This window comes from Fictibacillus tiangongensis (assembly GCF_048083785.1).
In the GTDB taxonomy this organism is placed as follows: Bacteria; Bacillota; Bacilli; order Bacillales; family Fictibacillaceae; genus Fictibacillus.
In genome coordinates, this window is the sequence record NZ_CP182294.1 from 1,815,309 (window position 1) to 1,831,190 (window position 15,882).

11 protein-coding genes are annotated in these 15,882 nt (G+C 40.2%); all 11 read left to right on the plus strand.

The genetic code is table 11. The annotated features are described in order from the left end of the window. The first annotated feature begins 364 nt into the window (after nucleotides 1–364). The 11 genes from rny to mutL all read left to right on the plus strand — a co-directional run bounded on the left by rny (nucleotide 365) and on the right by mutL (nucleotide 15,876). Nucleotides 365–1,930 carry a ribonuclease Y gene (gene rny, locus ACNJYY_RS09845; protein WP_066393834.1) on the plus strand — a complete coding sequence of 522 codons (1,566 nt, stop codon included), beginning with the start codon at nucleotides 365–367 and terminating at the stop codon, nucleotides 1,928–1,930. A 343-nt stretch (nucleotides 1,931–2,273) separates the two neighbouring features. Further along, nucleotides 2,274–2,534 carry a stage V sporulation protein SpoVS gene (gene spoVS, locus ACNJYY_RS09850; protein ID WP_010193268.1) on the plus strand — a complete coding sequence of 87 codons (261 nt, stop codon included), beginning with the start codon at nucleotides 2,274–2,276 and terminating at the stop codon, nucleotides 2,532–2,534. 355 nt (nucleotides 2,535–2,889) lie between these two features. Then, on the plus strand, nucleotides 2,890–4,632 hold the full coding sequence (locus ACNJYY_RS09855; protein WP_416731555.1) for a 2-oxoacid:acceptor oxidoreductase subunit alpha: 1,743 nt from the start codon (nucleotides 2,890–2,892) through the stop codon (nucleotides 4,630–4,632). Nucleotide 4,633: 1 nt separating this feature from the next. Next, complete coding sequence (locus ACNJYY_RS09860) at nucleotides 4,634–5,500, plus strand: 2-oxoacid:ferredoxin oxidoreductase subunit beta (RefSeq protein ID WP_137789604.1); 867 nt, start codon at nucleotides 4,634–4,636, stop codon at nucleotides 5,498–5,500. A 309-nt stretch (nucleotides 5,501–5,809) separates the two neighbouring features. Continuing rightward, the gene (gene tdh, locus ACNJYY_RS09865) at nucleotides 5,810–6,850 is read left to right on the plus strand and encodes an L-threonine 3-dehydrogenase (protein WP_416731556.1); all 1,041 of its coding nucleotides are present in this window, start codon (nucleotides 5,810–5,812) and stop codon (nucleotides 6,848–6,850) included. A gap of 24 nt (nucleotides 6,851–6,874) precedes the next feature. After that, nucleotides 6,875–8,050, plus strand: coding sequence for a glycine C-acetyltransferase (locus ACNJYY_RS09870; RefSeq protein WP_416731839.1), 1,176 nt, complete (start codon nucleotides 6,875–6,877; stop codon nucleotides 8,048–8,050). 230 nt (nucleotides 8,051–8,280) lie between these two features. Further along, the gene (miaB, locus tag ACNJYY_RS09875) at nucleotides 8,281–9,801 is read left to right on the plus strand and encodes a tRNA (N6-isopentenyl adenosine(37)-C2)-methylthiotransferase MiaB (protein WP_416731557.1); all 1,521 of its coding nucleotides are present in this window, start codon (nucleotides 8,281–8,283) and stop codon (nucleotides 9,799–9,801) included. After that, nucleotides 9,801–10,235, plus strand: a complete 435-nt coding sequence (locus ACNJYY_RS09880; RefSeq protein ID WP_066393841.1) for a RicAFT regulatory complex protein RicA family protein — start codon at nucleotides 9,801–9,803, stop codon at nucleotides 10,233–10,235. Before miaB ends, ACNJYY_RS09880 begins: the two co-directional genes overlap by 1 nt. A 466-nt stretch (nucleotides 10,236–10,701) precedes the next feature. Then, a complete protein-coding gene (gene cotE, locus ACNJYY_RS09885) occupies nucleotides 10,702–11,274 on the plus strand; it encodes an outer spore coat protein CotE (protein ID WP_137789601.1) in 573 nt (190 codons plus the stop codon). A gap of 103 nt (nucleotides 11,275–11,377) precedes the next feature. Next, the gene (gene mutS, locus ACNJYY_RS09890; RefSeq protein ID WP_416731558.1) at nucleotides 11,378–13,969 is read left to right on the plus strand and encodes a DNA mismatch repair protein MutS; all 2,592 of its coding nucleotides are present in this window, start codon (nucleotides 11,378–11,380) and stop codon (nucleotides 13,967–13,969) included. Nucleotides 13,970–13,983: 14 nt separating this feature from the next. Next, the gene (gene mutL, locus ACNJYY_RS09895) at nucleotides 13,984–15,876 is read left to right on the plus strand and encodes a DNA mismatch repair endonuclease MutL (protein WP_416731559.1); all 1,893 of its coding nucleotides are present in this window, start codon (nucleotides 13,984–13,986) and stop codon (nucleotides 15,874–15,876) included. Nucleotides 15,877–15,882: the final 6 nt, after the last annotated feature.

A 15,882-nucleotide genomic window follows, 5' to 3' on the forward strand; every position in this document is an offset into this window, starting at 1 on the left:
ACTTGCATCGGACAGATCGGCAGACAGAAAAAGTAATATGTGGCTCACCGCGGAAAAAAGCGAACAACTAGAACGGAAATCAACTCCTTCTAAAAGCGACTGTGAAACCGAAACCAGTTTTCAGAATAACGAATATGACAGGCAAAATATGCTCCTTGCTATTTTAAGGTCAAGCAATTATTATAGAAGATTGACTCTCTTGACAAGCCTTTGGGACACCTATAAAATGAAGATATATTTTGATTTCTTATGAAATTAAAAGATATGTATAGAATTTGTACGACATGAATGGTGCACAGCACATGTAAGACGATTGACGCCAAAAATGCAGTATGAAAAGCAGAAAGCAAGAGGAGGTGGGAATATGCCAAGTTTAGCAGTATTCATCTCCAGTTTGCTTGTCTCACTAGGTGTCGGTGCTATTGTCGGATATCTTGTTAGGAAATCAATTGCTGAAGCGAAGATTTCAAGCGCAGAACGAGCAGCTGCGCAAATTGTTGAAGATGCAAAGCGCGATGCTGACGCCAGCAAGAAAGAAGCGCTGTTAGAAGCAAAAGATGAAATCCATAAGCTACGTACCGAAGCTGAACGCGAAATTCGCGAACGTCGAAACGAGCTTCAAAAACAAGAACATCGATTGGTTCAAAAAGAAGAGATCCTAGACAGAAAAAGTGAAACTCTTGACAAAAAAGAGGAATCTTTAGAACGACGTGAGGAGTCTCTCACCAAAAAACAGCGACAAATTGAAGAGATTGAAAGCAAAGTGGAGGAATTGCTAGAAGAACAACAGCGAGAGCTTGAGCGCATTTCCAGCATTACCAGGGATGAAGCCCGCCAAATTATCATGACGGAAACTGAGAACGAGATGACACATGAGTTGGCGATGATGGTAAAAGAGATGGAGAACCGTGCGAAAGAAGAAGCGGACAAGAAAGCAAAAGAAATTCTTTCCCTAGCTATCCAACGCTGTGCAGCCGATCACGTAGCAGAAACTACAGTTTCTGTAGTAAACCTTCCTAACGATGAAATGAAAGGAAGAATTATTGGACGTGAAGGGCGAAACATCAGGACGTTAGAAACGTTAACTGGAATCGACTTAATTATTGATGATACTCCAGAAGCCGTTATTCTGTCTGGTTTTGATCCGATCCGCCGTGAAATTGCACGTATGGCTTTGGACAAGCTTGTACAGGATGGAAGAATTCACCCTGCACGAATTGAAGAGATGGTTGAAAAATCACGCAGAGAAGTAGATGAGTATATCCGCGAAGTAGGAGAACAAACAACATTTGAAGTTGGTGTTCACGGACTTCATCCTGATTTGATCAAGATTCTTGGACGTTTGAAGTATCGTACAAGCTACGGTCAAAACGTACTAAAACATTCAACAGAAGTGGCTTACTTAGCTGGATTGATGGCAGCTGAAGTAGGAGAAGATGTACATCTTGCTAGACGAGCTGGATTGCTTCATGACATCGGTAAGGCAATCGATCATGAAGTAGAAGGCAGTCACGTTGATATTGGTGTTGAACTTGCTACGAAGTACAAAGAACACCCAGTAGTAATCAACAGCATTGCATCTCACCACGGAGACACTGAAGCAACCTCAATCATTGCAACTCTAGTTGCAGCAGCAGATGCACTTTCTGCCGCAAGACCAGGAGCTCGCCGTGAAACACTTGAAACGTATATCCGCAGACTTGAAAAGTTAGAAGAGATTTCAGAATCATTTGATGGTGTTGAAAAATCTTTTGCGATCCAAGCAGGCCGTGAGATACGTATTATGGTTAAACCGGATATGATTGATGATGTAGCATCATACCGACTAGCACGTGATATTACGAAAAAGATTGAAAGTGAACTGGATTATCCAGGTCACATTAAAGTGACAGTCATTCGTGAGACTCGAGCAGTTGAATACGCAAAATAAACAAACAAAGCGGTAGGAGGTCAATCCTGCCGCTTTTTTATATGGTGAAATGTCTTAACTAGAAAGAGATACGATGTTTTTGAACAAAAGGATCAGAAGAGATGATTCGCATGAACAGGTGTTTTAGTAGTAGGTCAATAATAGTTTTTTTCCGGAAAAACCACATTATGGTTTGAAAGAACTTTGTTAAGGGTACTAGAATACCGGGGTTTATTCATAGGGCAGCTGCTTTAACAAATAAGCAGATAAGAGAGAGAATGCACAATTTTGTTTCGGCAGGAATACAAGCCTTAATCAATGAATATAGTAGAACAGGTATCTATCCTGAAGGAGGTTCAAAACAATGGAAATATTAAAAGTTTCAGCAAAATCTAACCCCAACTCTGTAGCTGGTGCACTTGCTGGTGTTCTCCGGGAACGTGGAGGCGCTGAAATTCAGGCAATCGGAGCAGGTGCATTAAACCAAGCTGTTAAAGCAGTAGCTATCGCACGAGGTTTCGTAGCACCGAGCGGAGTTGACCTCATTTGTATTCCAGCATTTACAGATATCTTAATTGATGGGGAAGAACGAACGGCCATTAAATTAATTGTTGAACCGCGCTAATTAAAGTGAAACCTGTTTGCTCACCAAAAAGAGCAAGCAGGTTTTTAGTTTTATAGACTTATTCTCTTTTTAGAAGGTATGCAAAGAATAAGAGAAGGAAATGCGGAAACGTATATAGAATTCTAAGAGAGTACGAAGCATTTTAAAGCGCTTTCTTTTATTTACATTTTTTGTAATAGTGTGAATTTTGCTAGGCGAATACTTGCATTTTTATGAAGTTAAGTCTAGAATTGTAGACGTTTAGTACATAATTTAAGTAAACGTGATAATGCGCGTTCAACACAACATGAAACCATACTAAATCAAACTATTGATTGAAAAAATTAACGTTTGGGTTACTGAAAGGGTGGAGTACATGATTGATCAACTTTCTTGGAAAGTTGGCGGACAGCAAGGTGAAGGAATTGATAGTACAGGTGAAATTTTTGCGATGGCACTTAACCGCCAAGGCTACTATCTGTATAGCTATCGACACTTTTCTTCCAGAATTAAAGGCGGTCATACCAACAATAAGATTCGTGTAAGCACGAGTGAAACCCGTTCGATCTCTGATGATCTTGATATTTTAATAGCATTCGATCAAGAAACGATCGATGTAAACGTACATGAGCTTCGTGATGGAGGAGTCGTGATTGGAGATTCAAAATTCAACCCTACTGTTCCTGAAGACCTTAATGTTAGATTATATTCGGTACCTTTTACAGAGATTGCAAGTGAACTAGGCACATCTCTTATGAAGAACATGGTAGCAATCGGAGCGACTAGCGCTGTTTTAGGTCTTCCTGTAGAAAGCTACTTAGAAGTTGTAGAAGAGATTTTTGCTCGTAAAGGAGCAAAAGTAGTAGAAAAGAACATGGAAGCTATCCAAAAAGGCGCAGACCGTTTCAATGAATTATCTGGTGGACAGATTGATGGATTTCAATTAAATAAAGCGGACGGCAAAAAGAGAATGTTCATGATAGGAAACGATGCGATCGCTTTAGGATTCGTGGCAGGAGGCGTACGTTTCATGTCTGCTTATCCAATCACGCCGGCATCTGAGATCATGGAATACTTGATCAAAAAATTGCCAGAGTTTGGCGGTACGGTAATTCAGACAGAAGATGAGATCGCTGCTTGTACGATGGCGATCGGAGCGAACTATGCAGGTGTTCGTACGATTACATCATCAGCAGGACCGGGTCTATCCTTAATGATGGAAGCATTAGGTCTATCTGGGATGACAGAAGTTCCTTTAGTTGTTGTTGACACACAGCGTGGAGGTCCATCTACGGGACTGCCTACAAAACAAGAGCAATCTGATCTGATGGCGATGATCTATGGTACTCATGGTGAGATTCCAAAAGTGGTTATGGCACCAAGTACGGTTGAAGAAGCATTCTATGACGCTGTTGAGGCGTTAAATATTGCAGAAGAATATCAGATTCCTGTTATCTTACTTACAGATCTTCAACTTTCTCTTGGGAAGCAATCGGTAGAACCATTAGATTATAGCAGAGTTGAGATTCGTCGCGGTAAGCTTGATCCGAAAATGGAGCTACCTGATACAGATGATAAAGATGGGTACTTTAAGCGTTATGAAGTAACGGAAGATGGTATTTCTCCTCGCGTGATCCCGGGTATGAAGAATGGTATCCACCATGTCACGGGTGTTGAGCATGATGAGACAGGAAAGCCTTCAGAAGTTGCAGCAAATCGTCAAAAGCAGATGGATAAACGACTGCGTAAGCTGCAGAACCTGCGTTTTAACGTACCGGTTGTAAAACAAGCTCCTCATGAAGAAGCTGATATCCTTTTAGTTGGGTTCAATTCAACAAGAGGAGTAATCGAAGAAGCGATCCCTCGTTTAGAAGCAGACGGCTTAAAAGTCAATCATGCTCATATTCGTTTAATCCATCCGTTCCCTGCCGATGAGATGAGATCTATGATCGACAAAGCGAAGAACGTAATCGTAGTAGAGAACAACGCGACAGGACAGCTGGCGAACATCTTAAAAATGAATGTTGGACAGCATGAGAAGATTAAGAACTTGTTAAAATATGATGGGAATCCTTTCTTGCCATCAGAAGTTGTCATGAAATGCAAGGAGCTGGTTTAATATGGCTACATTTAAAGATTTTCGTAACAGCATCAAACCGAACTGGTGTCCAGGATGTGGAGATTTCTCTGTACAGGCGGCTATTCAAAGAGCAGCTGCAAATGTAGGTTTAGAACCAGATAACCTTGCTGTCGTGTCAGGAATCGGCTGTTCTGGACGTATTTCAGGGTATATCAAATCTTATGGTTTCCATGGGATTCATGGCCGCTCGCTGCCGATCGCACAAGGTGTTAAGATGGCAAACCGTGATCTGACTGTTATCGCTTCAGGTGGTGATGGAGATGGGTTCGCGATCGGAATGGGTCATACTGTTCATGCGATCAGACGAAACATTGATATTACCTATATTGTTATGGACAATCAGATCTATGGTCTAACAAAAGGACAAACATCACCTCGATCTGATGTTGGTTTTAAAACGAAGAGTACGCCAGAAGGATCTGTAGAGTCAGCGATCGGAGTTATGGAACTCGCTTTAACGGCTGGAGCTACGTTTGTCGCTCAAAGTTTTTCAACTGACTTAAAAGAGTTAACTTCCATCATTGAAGCTGGGATCAACCATAAAGGCTTCTCATTGATCAACGTTTTCTCCCCATGTGTGACATACAATAAAGTGAACACATACGACTGGTTTAAAGAGCATCTCGTATCTTTAAGCACGATCGAAGACTATGATTCTTCCAACCGTATGATGGCTATGCAAACACTAATGGAAAACAAAGGTCTTGTAAAAGGGATCATCTATCAAGATAAGGTAAAACCTTCTTATCAAGATCTCGCGCATGGATACAGTAAAGAAGCACTTGCAAAAGTTGATCTGAACTTACCTGAAGAAAAGTTCAATCAATTGATGTCAGAATTCATGTAAGAAGCAGCCCTTCTCCTTAAAATGTGGAGAAGGGCTTTTTTTTTAGTTCTTATCGTCATTTACAGCTATAGAATGACGATCTTTTCTTCTTATGAAACTTGATCAATGCGAACGACCTGGAGCGGAAATCTACTCCATTGGTGTGCACGAATCTATGCGAAAAAAATTTTTAAGAAAAAATTTCTTCAAATTTTTTTTGGCATCCGCGAATGTCCGTGTGGGATGGACATGGCTCTTTACCTTGTAGTTCAATCCATGTACAATTATTGATGGAATTGATTATTAAGGTTTACAGTGAGGGGTGTTTCTGTGCAAGGAAAAATGAAAGCAATAGTTAAGCATCATGCGGGTTATGGAGCTAGATTAGAAACAGTAGATATTCCTGAAATTAATGAAAGTGAAGTATTGATCAAAGTTAAAGCGACATCGATCTGTGGAACAGATGTCCATATTTACACATGGGATGAATGGTCACAGAGTCGTGTGAAAACGCCATATGTGTTTGGACATGAGTTTTCAGGAGTTGTAGAAAAAGTTGGAAGCGCTGTTACAAATGTCTCTGTAGGTGATCATGTATCAGCTGAAACACATATAGTTTGTCATTCTTGTCCACAATGTTTAAAAGGACAGTTCCACATCTGTAAGAACACAAAGATCATCGGTGTTGATACTCAAGGCTGTTTTGCAGAGTATGTAGCAATGCCATCAGAGAACATATGGAAAAATGATCCTAAGATGCCGTTTGAGCATGGATCGATTCAAGAGCCGATGGGAAATGCTGTTCATACTGTGTTAGCTGGTGATGTTGCTGGTAAAACAGTGGCTGTCATCGGTTGCGGCCCGATCGGTGTTATGGCCGTTAACGTTGCAAAAGCAGCAGGTGCAAGTCAGGTTATCGCTATCGATCTGAACGATTATCGTTTAGATCTTGCTAAAAAAGTAGGAGCGACAGAAGTGATCAACCCTAAATCCACCGATCCAGTTGATACAGTGATGAATTTAACGGATGGTAATGGAGTGGATGTTGTTTGTGAGATGAGCGGTCATCCAGTTGCGATTGACCAAGGATTTAAGATGATCACAAACGGTGGACGTGTTTCAATCTTAAGTCTGCCTGTTAAACCTGTTGAGATCGACTTAACGAACGATGTAGTATTTAAGGGTGTTACTGTCCAAGGAATTACGGGAAGAAAAATGTATGAAACGTGGCAACAGGTTTCAGGGCTTTTAAAGTCAGGAAGCATGCATCCTGAAACGATCATTACTCATACACTTCCACTTGAAAAGTTTGAAGAAGGCTTTGATCTCATGATAAAAGGAAATTGCGGAAAAGTAGTTCTTATTCCTTAAAATCGAAAGGGGCAAAACATCGTGATGAAAGGTTTTGAATACCTGCAAGAAGAATTAGACCATATGAAAGAAGAAGGTACGTTCAGAAAGCTTGTACCGCTAGAATCAGAGCAAGGATCAAAAGTTGTAATCAATGGAAAAGAAGTAATCCAGCTCTCTTCCAACAACTACTTAGGTCTTACGAGTCATCCGAAGATGAAGGAAGCAGCCTTAAAAGCTGTTGAAGAATTTGGAGTTGGTACAGGTTCTGTGCGTACGATTGCTGGAACTCTATCCATGCATGAAGAATTTGAAAAAAAACTAGCTGAATTCAAGCACACAGAGGCATGTCTTGTCTTCCAATCTGGTTTTTCAACGAACCAAGGAATTCTTTCTGCCATTCTTACAGATCAAGATGTTGTTATTTCAGATGAGTTAAACCATGCATCAATCATTGATGGTATTCGTTTAACGAAAGCGAAAAGAAGAATCTACAAACACGTTGATCTAGAAGATTTAGAAGCGGCGTTAAAAGAGACACAAGAATTTAGAAAAAGAATCGTCGTAACTGACGGTGTTTTCTCAATGGACGGTAACATTGCGCCTCTTCCAGGTATCGTAGAACTCGCGGAGAAGTACGATGCCCTCGTAATGGTAGACGACGCACATGCGAGTGGTGTATTAGGCACGAATGGCCGCGGTACGATCGATCATTTTAACTTGAACGGCCGCGTTCATATTCAAGTTGGAACGTTAAGTAAAGCGATTGGCGTACTTGGTGGTTATATTGCAAGCACGCAAACATTAAGAGACTATCTGATCCATAAAGGACGTCCGTTCTTGTTCAGCACATCGCATCCTCCTGCTGTAATCGCAGCGAGTTCAGCGGCGATCGATGTTTTAGAAGAAGAGCCAGAACATATGGAAAGACTCTGGGAGAATACAAAGTTCTTTAAAGCAGGATTAAAAGAACTAGGATTTAATACAGGAGTTAGTGAGACACCTATCACACCAGTACTTGTGGGTGATGACGCGCTTGCGCATAAACTATCTGATACGTTATTAAAATATGGTGTATTCGCTCAAGGCATCGCATTCCCAACAGTAGCTAAAGGAAAAGCTCGCGTACGAACGATTGTAACGGCACAGCATACGAAAGAAGAGCTTCAAGAGGCATTAGATGCTTTTGAAAAAGCAGGAAAAGAATTAAATATCATTTAGTTACTTATAAAGTTGACTTTAAAGGCGCACTAGTAAGCATTTAAAGTCAACTTTTTTTGTAAAGCTGAATATTACAATTTATAAATGGACTATAATATTATTATGTAAACTAAACCGATTACAAGTTTTACTATAATCCAATTTTTGATATAATGTTACAGTTGGATGAAATACTAGACTTATGTTGAACGGATGACCTAGCAGTAAAGGCAGTAAGGAGTGAAGATGTCTTGGATACTACGAAAGACAATCAAGAAGTAAAGACGAATAATAAAGAAAGAGACTACTCACAATACTTTCAATCTACGTATGCACCGCCTTCTTTAAAAGACGCGAAAAAGCGTGGTAAAGAACAAGTTCAAATATTAAAAGATTTTTCGATTCCGGAAAACCTAAAGAATATCGGTGTTGGCAAAAAGTTTTATATTCGTACGTACGGTTGTCAGATGAACGAGCATGATACAGAAGTTATGGCAGGAATTCTGAATGAGATGGGTTATGAAACCACATATTCTACAGAGGATGCCGACGTGATCCTGCTTAATACATGTGCCATTCGAGAAAATGCAGAGAACAAAGTGTTTGGCGAACTGGGACACTTGAAACATACAAAAGCGAACAACCCTAATCTTCTTTTAGGGGTCTGTGGATGCATGTCACAAGAAGAATCTGTCGTTAACCGTATACTTTCCACATACCCTCAAGTTGATATGATCTTTGGAACGCATAACATACATCGTCTGCCTCAAATTATTGAGAACGCGTTATTCTCAAAAGAGATGGTAGTTGAAGTTTGGTCTAAAGAAGGAGATATCGTTGAGAACCTTCCTAGAAAGCGTAAAGGGAACGTTAAAGGCTGGGTCAACATTATGTACGGCTGCGACAAATTCTGTACATATTGCATTGTTCCTTACACACGAGGAAAAGAACGAAGCCGTTATCCGCAAGATATCATCGAAGAAGTAAGACAGCTTGCGAGAGAAGGCTATAAGGAAGTCACCCTTCTTGGTCAGAACGTGAATGCATACGGCAAAGATTTCGAAGATCTGGAGTATGGCCTAGGTGATCTAATGGATGAGATCCGTAAGATTGATATTCCTAGACTTCGTTTTACGACAAGTCACCCTCGGGATTTTGATGACCGATTGATCGAAGTTCTCGCTAAAGGCGGAAACATCGTAGATCATGTTCATCTGCCTGTTCAACACGGAAACAGCGATGTACTCAAATTAATGGCTCGTAAATATACACGTGAGCATTATTTAGAGCTTGTGAACAAGATAAAAGCAGTGATGCCGAATGTTGCCTTAACTACGGATATAATTGTTGGATTTCCGAATGAGACGGAAGAACAGTTCCAAGAGACGTTATCTCTTGTTAAAGAAGTGCAGTATGATGCTGCTTACACGTTTATCTATTCACCTCGTGAAGGCACTCCAGCTGCAAAGATGCAAGATAATGTTCCGATGGAAGTGAAGCGAGAACGTCTGCAGAGGCTGAACGCTATGCTAAATGATATTTCGCTGGAAAAGAACAAAGCATATGTTGGTAAAGTTGTGGAAGTGCTAGTTGAGGGAGAAAGTAAAAAGAATCCTGATGTACTATCAGGTCACACGGGTTCCAATAAAGTAGTAAATTTTAAAGCTCCTAAGCACTTAATAGGAGAGATCGTCAAAGTTCAGATTACCGATGCGAAAACATGGAACCTTGGCGGCGATTGGGTAGAAGAAAAATCAGAGGTGGTAGGCTAATGAGCACATATACAAAAGAAGAGATCTTGGGCAAAGCAAAAGAACTTGCAAAAATGATCGCAACAACTGATGAAGTTGATTTTTTTAAAAAAGCAGAAGCTCAGATCAATACGAATTCAAATGTAGCAAGATTGATGGGTCAGATTAAGAACCTGCAAAAACAAGCTGTTAATCTTCAACATTATCAAAAGCATGAAGCATCAAGAGAAGTAGAAGAAAAGATCGATGCTCTGATGGCTGAACTTGACAGCATTCCAGTTGTTCAAGAGTTCAAACAGTCACAAAGCGATGTGAATGATATCTTACAGATGGTTTCGCATACAATCTCAAACAAAGTGACAGATGAGATCATCGAATCAACGGGCGGTGACCTTTTAAAAGGAACAACAGGCTCTCAAGAAGGATGTTCTCCAGGCGGCTGCGGCTGTCACTAAACAAAAAGCACGATGTCTCTTGCAGACATCGTGCTTTTTAGTGTGATCAACTCGTATATCAGATGTTTCGCGCATACCTATAGAGGTATTAAGTACTTTCAATCCAGAAGTTTTGGTGTGGAATCCAAAAGTTTATGCTGTTTATCCACGAGATCTAGCTCTTAATCCAAAAGTTTTCTCCTTTTATCCACGAGTCTACAAACCTCGACAAATTCTGCGGCATGCTGACGTTTCATTGACTCACTTACCTCTTAAAACGGAGTATCCTAAAGTAAAGAACCACCACTTTCAAAAGCCCAATGACCCTAAAATAATTTCACGTACCGTTCATCACATATAATATTTTGAGAACATTGGACAACAAACGCCCATATACTTAGACTAATTGTGTTTCAAATAAATGAAGACACAATAGGCATCCGCCCAGCATATACTGTATGGAGATTGGTAGAGGAGGGATTCATGTATGTCAAGACGCGTAGAACAAGAGTTGACTTACAGAGAAATTATCACAAAAGCGGTCTGCGGCAAAGGGAGAAAATTTTCTCAGGCAACGCATACCATTGCACCGAGTCATCGTCCGAGCAGCATTTTAGGATGCTGGATCATCAACCATGCATATAAACCGAAGCGGAACGGTGAAGCAGTGGATGTAGAAGGAAGCTATGATATCAACGTGTGGTATTCTTACAATGATAATACTCGTACGGAAGTCGTTACAGAGACCATCCATTTTGTAGACAAAGTGGATCTTAGTGTAAGAGATAAGAATGCGTTAGGCAATCAATATGAAGTTACGTGCCGTGCACTACAAGAGCCAAATACGTTAGAAGCGACGATCTCTCCGAACGGGAATAAAGTGATCGTTCAAGTAGAAAGAGAGTTTGTTTGTGAAATTATCGGGGAAACAAAAGTTTGTGTGTATGTGAACCCGGACGGTTTTGATGATGAACAGACAAGAGATTGGGAATATGATGTGGAAGATGAGAATTTTGAAGACCTGGATCCAAACTTTTTAATAGGTGATTTGGAAGAATAATAAACGGGAGAGAGCTTCCCGTTTTTTTCATGCAGAGAAAACGATAGATGCTGTGAATTATGTTATAATAGCGACATTGAAATGTTATGAAAAAGGTGAAATTATGGCTCAATATACTCCAATGATACAACAATATTTATCAATCAAGGCAGCTCATCAGGATGCCTTTTTATTTTTCCGTCTAGGAGATTTTTATGAAATGTTTTTTGAAGATGCAGTTCGAGCATCTCAAATCCTTGAGATCACACTAACAAGCAGAGATGGAGGCTCTCAAGATCGAATTCCGATGTGCGGGATACCTTATCATTCTTCAGCGGGTTATATAAAAACATTAGTAGAGAACGGACATAAAGTAGCGATCTGTGAACAAGTAGAAGATCCTAAACTATCTGTCGGGGTAGTGAAACGTGAGGTCATCCAGATTATAACGCCAGGAACGGTTATTGATGACCATCTTCTTCATGATAGAGAGAACAATTTTCTTGTATCGATCGAAAAAGAAAACGATTCTTATGGATACGTTCTTTGTGATCTTTCAACAGGTGAGTTGAAGGGATATACATATGAAGGAAATCAGTTATCGTTCATACAATTACTCTTAAGTCACGGTGTAAAAGAGATCGTTGGAAACAAAGAATTGTACGATGCTTGGACGAACACAGTAATGCAGACAGGACAAGCTTCGGTTTCAATTCAGGAAGAGAGTTCTGTAGACAGTCAGTTCGATCATCTTGTTCATACGATATCTGATCCTGTTTTAGTACGTTCTGCAGGACGGTTGTTCCATTATCTAACTCATACGCAAAAGCGATCTTTTCACCATATAAAAGCGGTGGAATTTCAGCAGAACGATAAAAGGATGAAGCTTGATGCGTTTTCAAAACGCAACTTAGAATTAACAGAATCCATACGAGCAAAAGGTAAAAAAGGTTCACTATTATGGCTGTTAGATGCCACGATGACAGCAATGGGTGCTAGAAAGCTTAAACAGTGGGTTGAAGAGCCTTTGTTCGTAAAAGAAACGATCGAGAAGCGGCTGCAGCTCGTTGAAAACTTAATCGGAGAATTCTTTACGCGTGAAGAGATCAAAGAACAATTGAAGTCTGTTTATGATATGGAACGGTTGATAGCAAAAATATCTTATGGAAACGCTAGTCCAAGAGATCTTGTACAATTGAAAAGATCTCTGTTCAGTGTTCCGGTCTTAAAAGAAAAGATTAAGAGTATTGAAGGGAAATATGCACTCGAACTTCATGCGAAGATGAATGAACATAGAACACTCGCAGACTATTTAGATTCTGCCTTACATGATGATGCACCTATCCATATTAAAGAGGGTGGTCTCATCAAAGCAGGTTACAATGAGCAGCTTGATCAATATAAAGATGCGAGCAGCAACGGTAAAGCATGGATTGCTTCTCTCGAGCAGCAAGAAAAAGCAGCTTCAGGGATTAAGTCCCTAAAGATAGGTTTTAACAAGATCTTTGGTTACTATATCGAGGTAACAAAATCTAATCTTTCGCAAGTACCAGATCGCTATGAAAGAAAACAGACGCTCGCTAACGCTGAAAGATATGTTACCCCAGAACTGAAAGAGAAAGAAAGAATCATCTTAGAAGCGGAAGAGAAGATCTCAGGATTAGAATATACACTCTTTTTGGAAGTAAGAGAATACGTAAAGCAATTTATTCCAGGACTGCAAGAACTCGCGTCAGCCATTTCTGAACTCGATGTTATGCAATCCTTTGCAGCGATCAGTGAGCAGTATCGTTATGTAAGACCGACAGTTTCAGAGGATGGAATCGTAAATATTGTGAACGGCAGACATCCTGTTGTTGAGAAAGTGATGGATGCACAAGAATACGTTCCTAATGATATTGTTCTAAATAACGATAGAAACATGCTCCTTATAACGGGTCCAAACATGGCTGGTAAGAGTACGTATATGCGCCAGTTAGCACTTACGGCTGTGATGATGCAGATCGGTTGTTTTGTTCCAGCAGAGAGTGCTGAACTTCCCATGTTTGATCAGATCTTCACGCGTATAGGAGCGGCTGACGATCTTGTGGGCGGACAGAGTACGTTCATGGTCGAGATGCTAGAGACGAACTTTGCCTTAACGAGTGCTACTGAAAATAGTTTGATTCTTCTAGATGAGATCGGCAGAGGAACTTCTACGTATGATGGAATGGCATTAGCGCAATCTATCATCGAATTTATTCATGAAGAAATAGCTGCCAAAACACTCTTCTCTACTCATTATCATGAACTTACCGTCTTAGAAGAGTCTCTTCACTCACTAAAGAATGTGTTTGTAAGTGCAGTTGAAGAGAATGGCAGTCTTGTATTCCTTCATAAAGTCATTGACGGACAAGCTGATAAAAGTTTTGGTATACAAGTGGCCGAACTTGCTGAACTTCCAGAACCTGTGATCTCTAGAGCAAAAACGATCTTACAAACCTATGAAAATCAAGAAAAACGAGAGGCACTTCCCATTCAGGAGGTGTCAGCTGCTAAGGAAGAGATTATTCAAGAAAGTCAGTTGAGTCTTTTTGTTGAAAAAGAGGAGACGACGAACAGAAGAGACAATAAAGAGCAAGAGTTGATCAAAGAGTTAAGAAGTTTAAACGTATTAGAGATGACTCCGCTTGATGCGATGAACGCGCTATATAAACTGCAAAAAAAAGTGAGATAAAGGAGGCGTGACGAATGGGCAAAATTGTACAGCTAGATGAACATCTATCCAATAAGATCGCTGCTGGTGAAGTTGTAGAACGCCCAGCCTCTGTTGTTAAAGAACTTGTCGAGAATTCAATCGATGCGAACGCGACGAGAATAGAGATCGAAGTTGAAGAAGGTGGATTATCACTCATTCGTGTTCTAGATAACGGGGATGGAATCGAGCCGGAAGATTGTGTGCTCGCTTTTAACCGCCATGCCACGAGTAAGATTAAAAGTGAACAAGATTTAATCCATATTCGTACCATGGGCTTCAGAGGAGAAGCATTACCGAGTATCTCTTCTGTCTCTCAAGTTGAACTTAAATCATCAACAGGCGAGGGACCAGGTGCTTATCTATTTATTGAGAACGGCAGAATCGTTAAACAGCAACAGACGAATAGCAGAAAAGGCACTGATCTGACTGTTCGTAACTTATTCTATAACACACCGGCCAGATTGAAGCATGTGAAGACCATTCAAACAGAACTAGGCACGATTAGTGATCTAGTGAACAGGCTAGCTCTTGCAAACCCAGATGTTTCTTTTCGATTAAAACATAACGGGAAAGAGCTTCTGCACACTTCTGGGAACGGAAACCTGCTGCAGATCATTGCATCGGTTTATGGAATACAAACTGCTAAAAGCATGATCTCAGTCTCTTTTTCCTCTTTAGATTATGAAGTTACAGGATATATAGCAAAACCTGAAATAAACCGGGCGTCCCGTCAGTATATGTCCTTCTTTATGAACGCTAGATATATAAAGAACTTTGCACTTTCCAAAGCTGTACAGAATGCTTATCACACTTTTCTGCCGATAGGCCGTTTTCCGATCGCTATTCTATCGGTTAAGATGGATCCTACAATTATTGATGTAAACGTACATCCATCCAAACATGAAGCAAGGTTGAGTAAAGAAGCGGAATTGGTTCAGCTCGTTGAAAACGAGCTCAGAAAAGTGATCAGAAATCAGCAGTTGATCCCAGATGTGCAGTTTAAGAAAAAAGAACAAAGAGAGAAAGATCGAGAAGAACAGGCTTCATTTTCCTTCGATCATCAAAGAAAGAAAGAAGACGTTCAAAGTGATGTTACAACTGATCTAAAAACATCACAAAGTGATAACCGTTTCAGTATGAGTTCTGATGATGCTGATTCTTTTCTAATAAGAGAGACTTCCCATACATCAAAGAAAGTTGATGAGGTGGATGAGTCTCTGGTGGATTTACTACCGTTGCCTGAGACGAATGAAACAACAATCACGAATGAGAGCGAATATCCTCTAACGGATGCACATGTTGATAAAATTCCGGTCATGTATCCGATCGGACAGATGCATGGAACTTATATCATTGCTCAAAATGAGAACGGATTGTATCTCATCGATCAGCATGCTGCACAAGAACGCATTAAATATGAATATTTCAGAAATAAAGTGGGACAAGTGAAAAGAGAAACTCAACTGTTAGCAGTCCCTTTTACCTTTGAATTTACAGCAAGTGAATCTGCCTTTTTAGAGAGTCACTTAGAAACTCTTAGTGATGTGGGTCTGTTTTTAGAAACGTTTGGACAGAATACGTTTATCGTAAGAGAGCACCCGCAATGGTTTCCAAAAGGGTATGAAAGAGAAGTCATGCTTGATATCATCCAACAGGTACTTGATCATAGAAGGATCGATATTGAAAAATTAAGAGAAGATGCAGCGATCATGATGTCTTGTAAAGGCTCTATTAAGGCTAACCATCATCTAAGAAATGATGAGATCTTTGCTTTGTTAGAGTCGTTGAGAACATCAGAAGATCCATACACATGTCCACACGGAAGACCAATAACGATTCATCTATCAACATATGAACTTGAGAAGATGTTCAAAAGAGTGATGTAGGAGTAA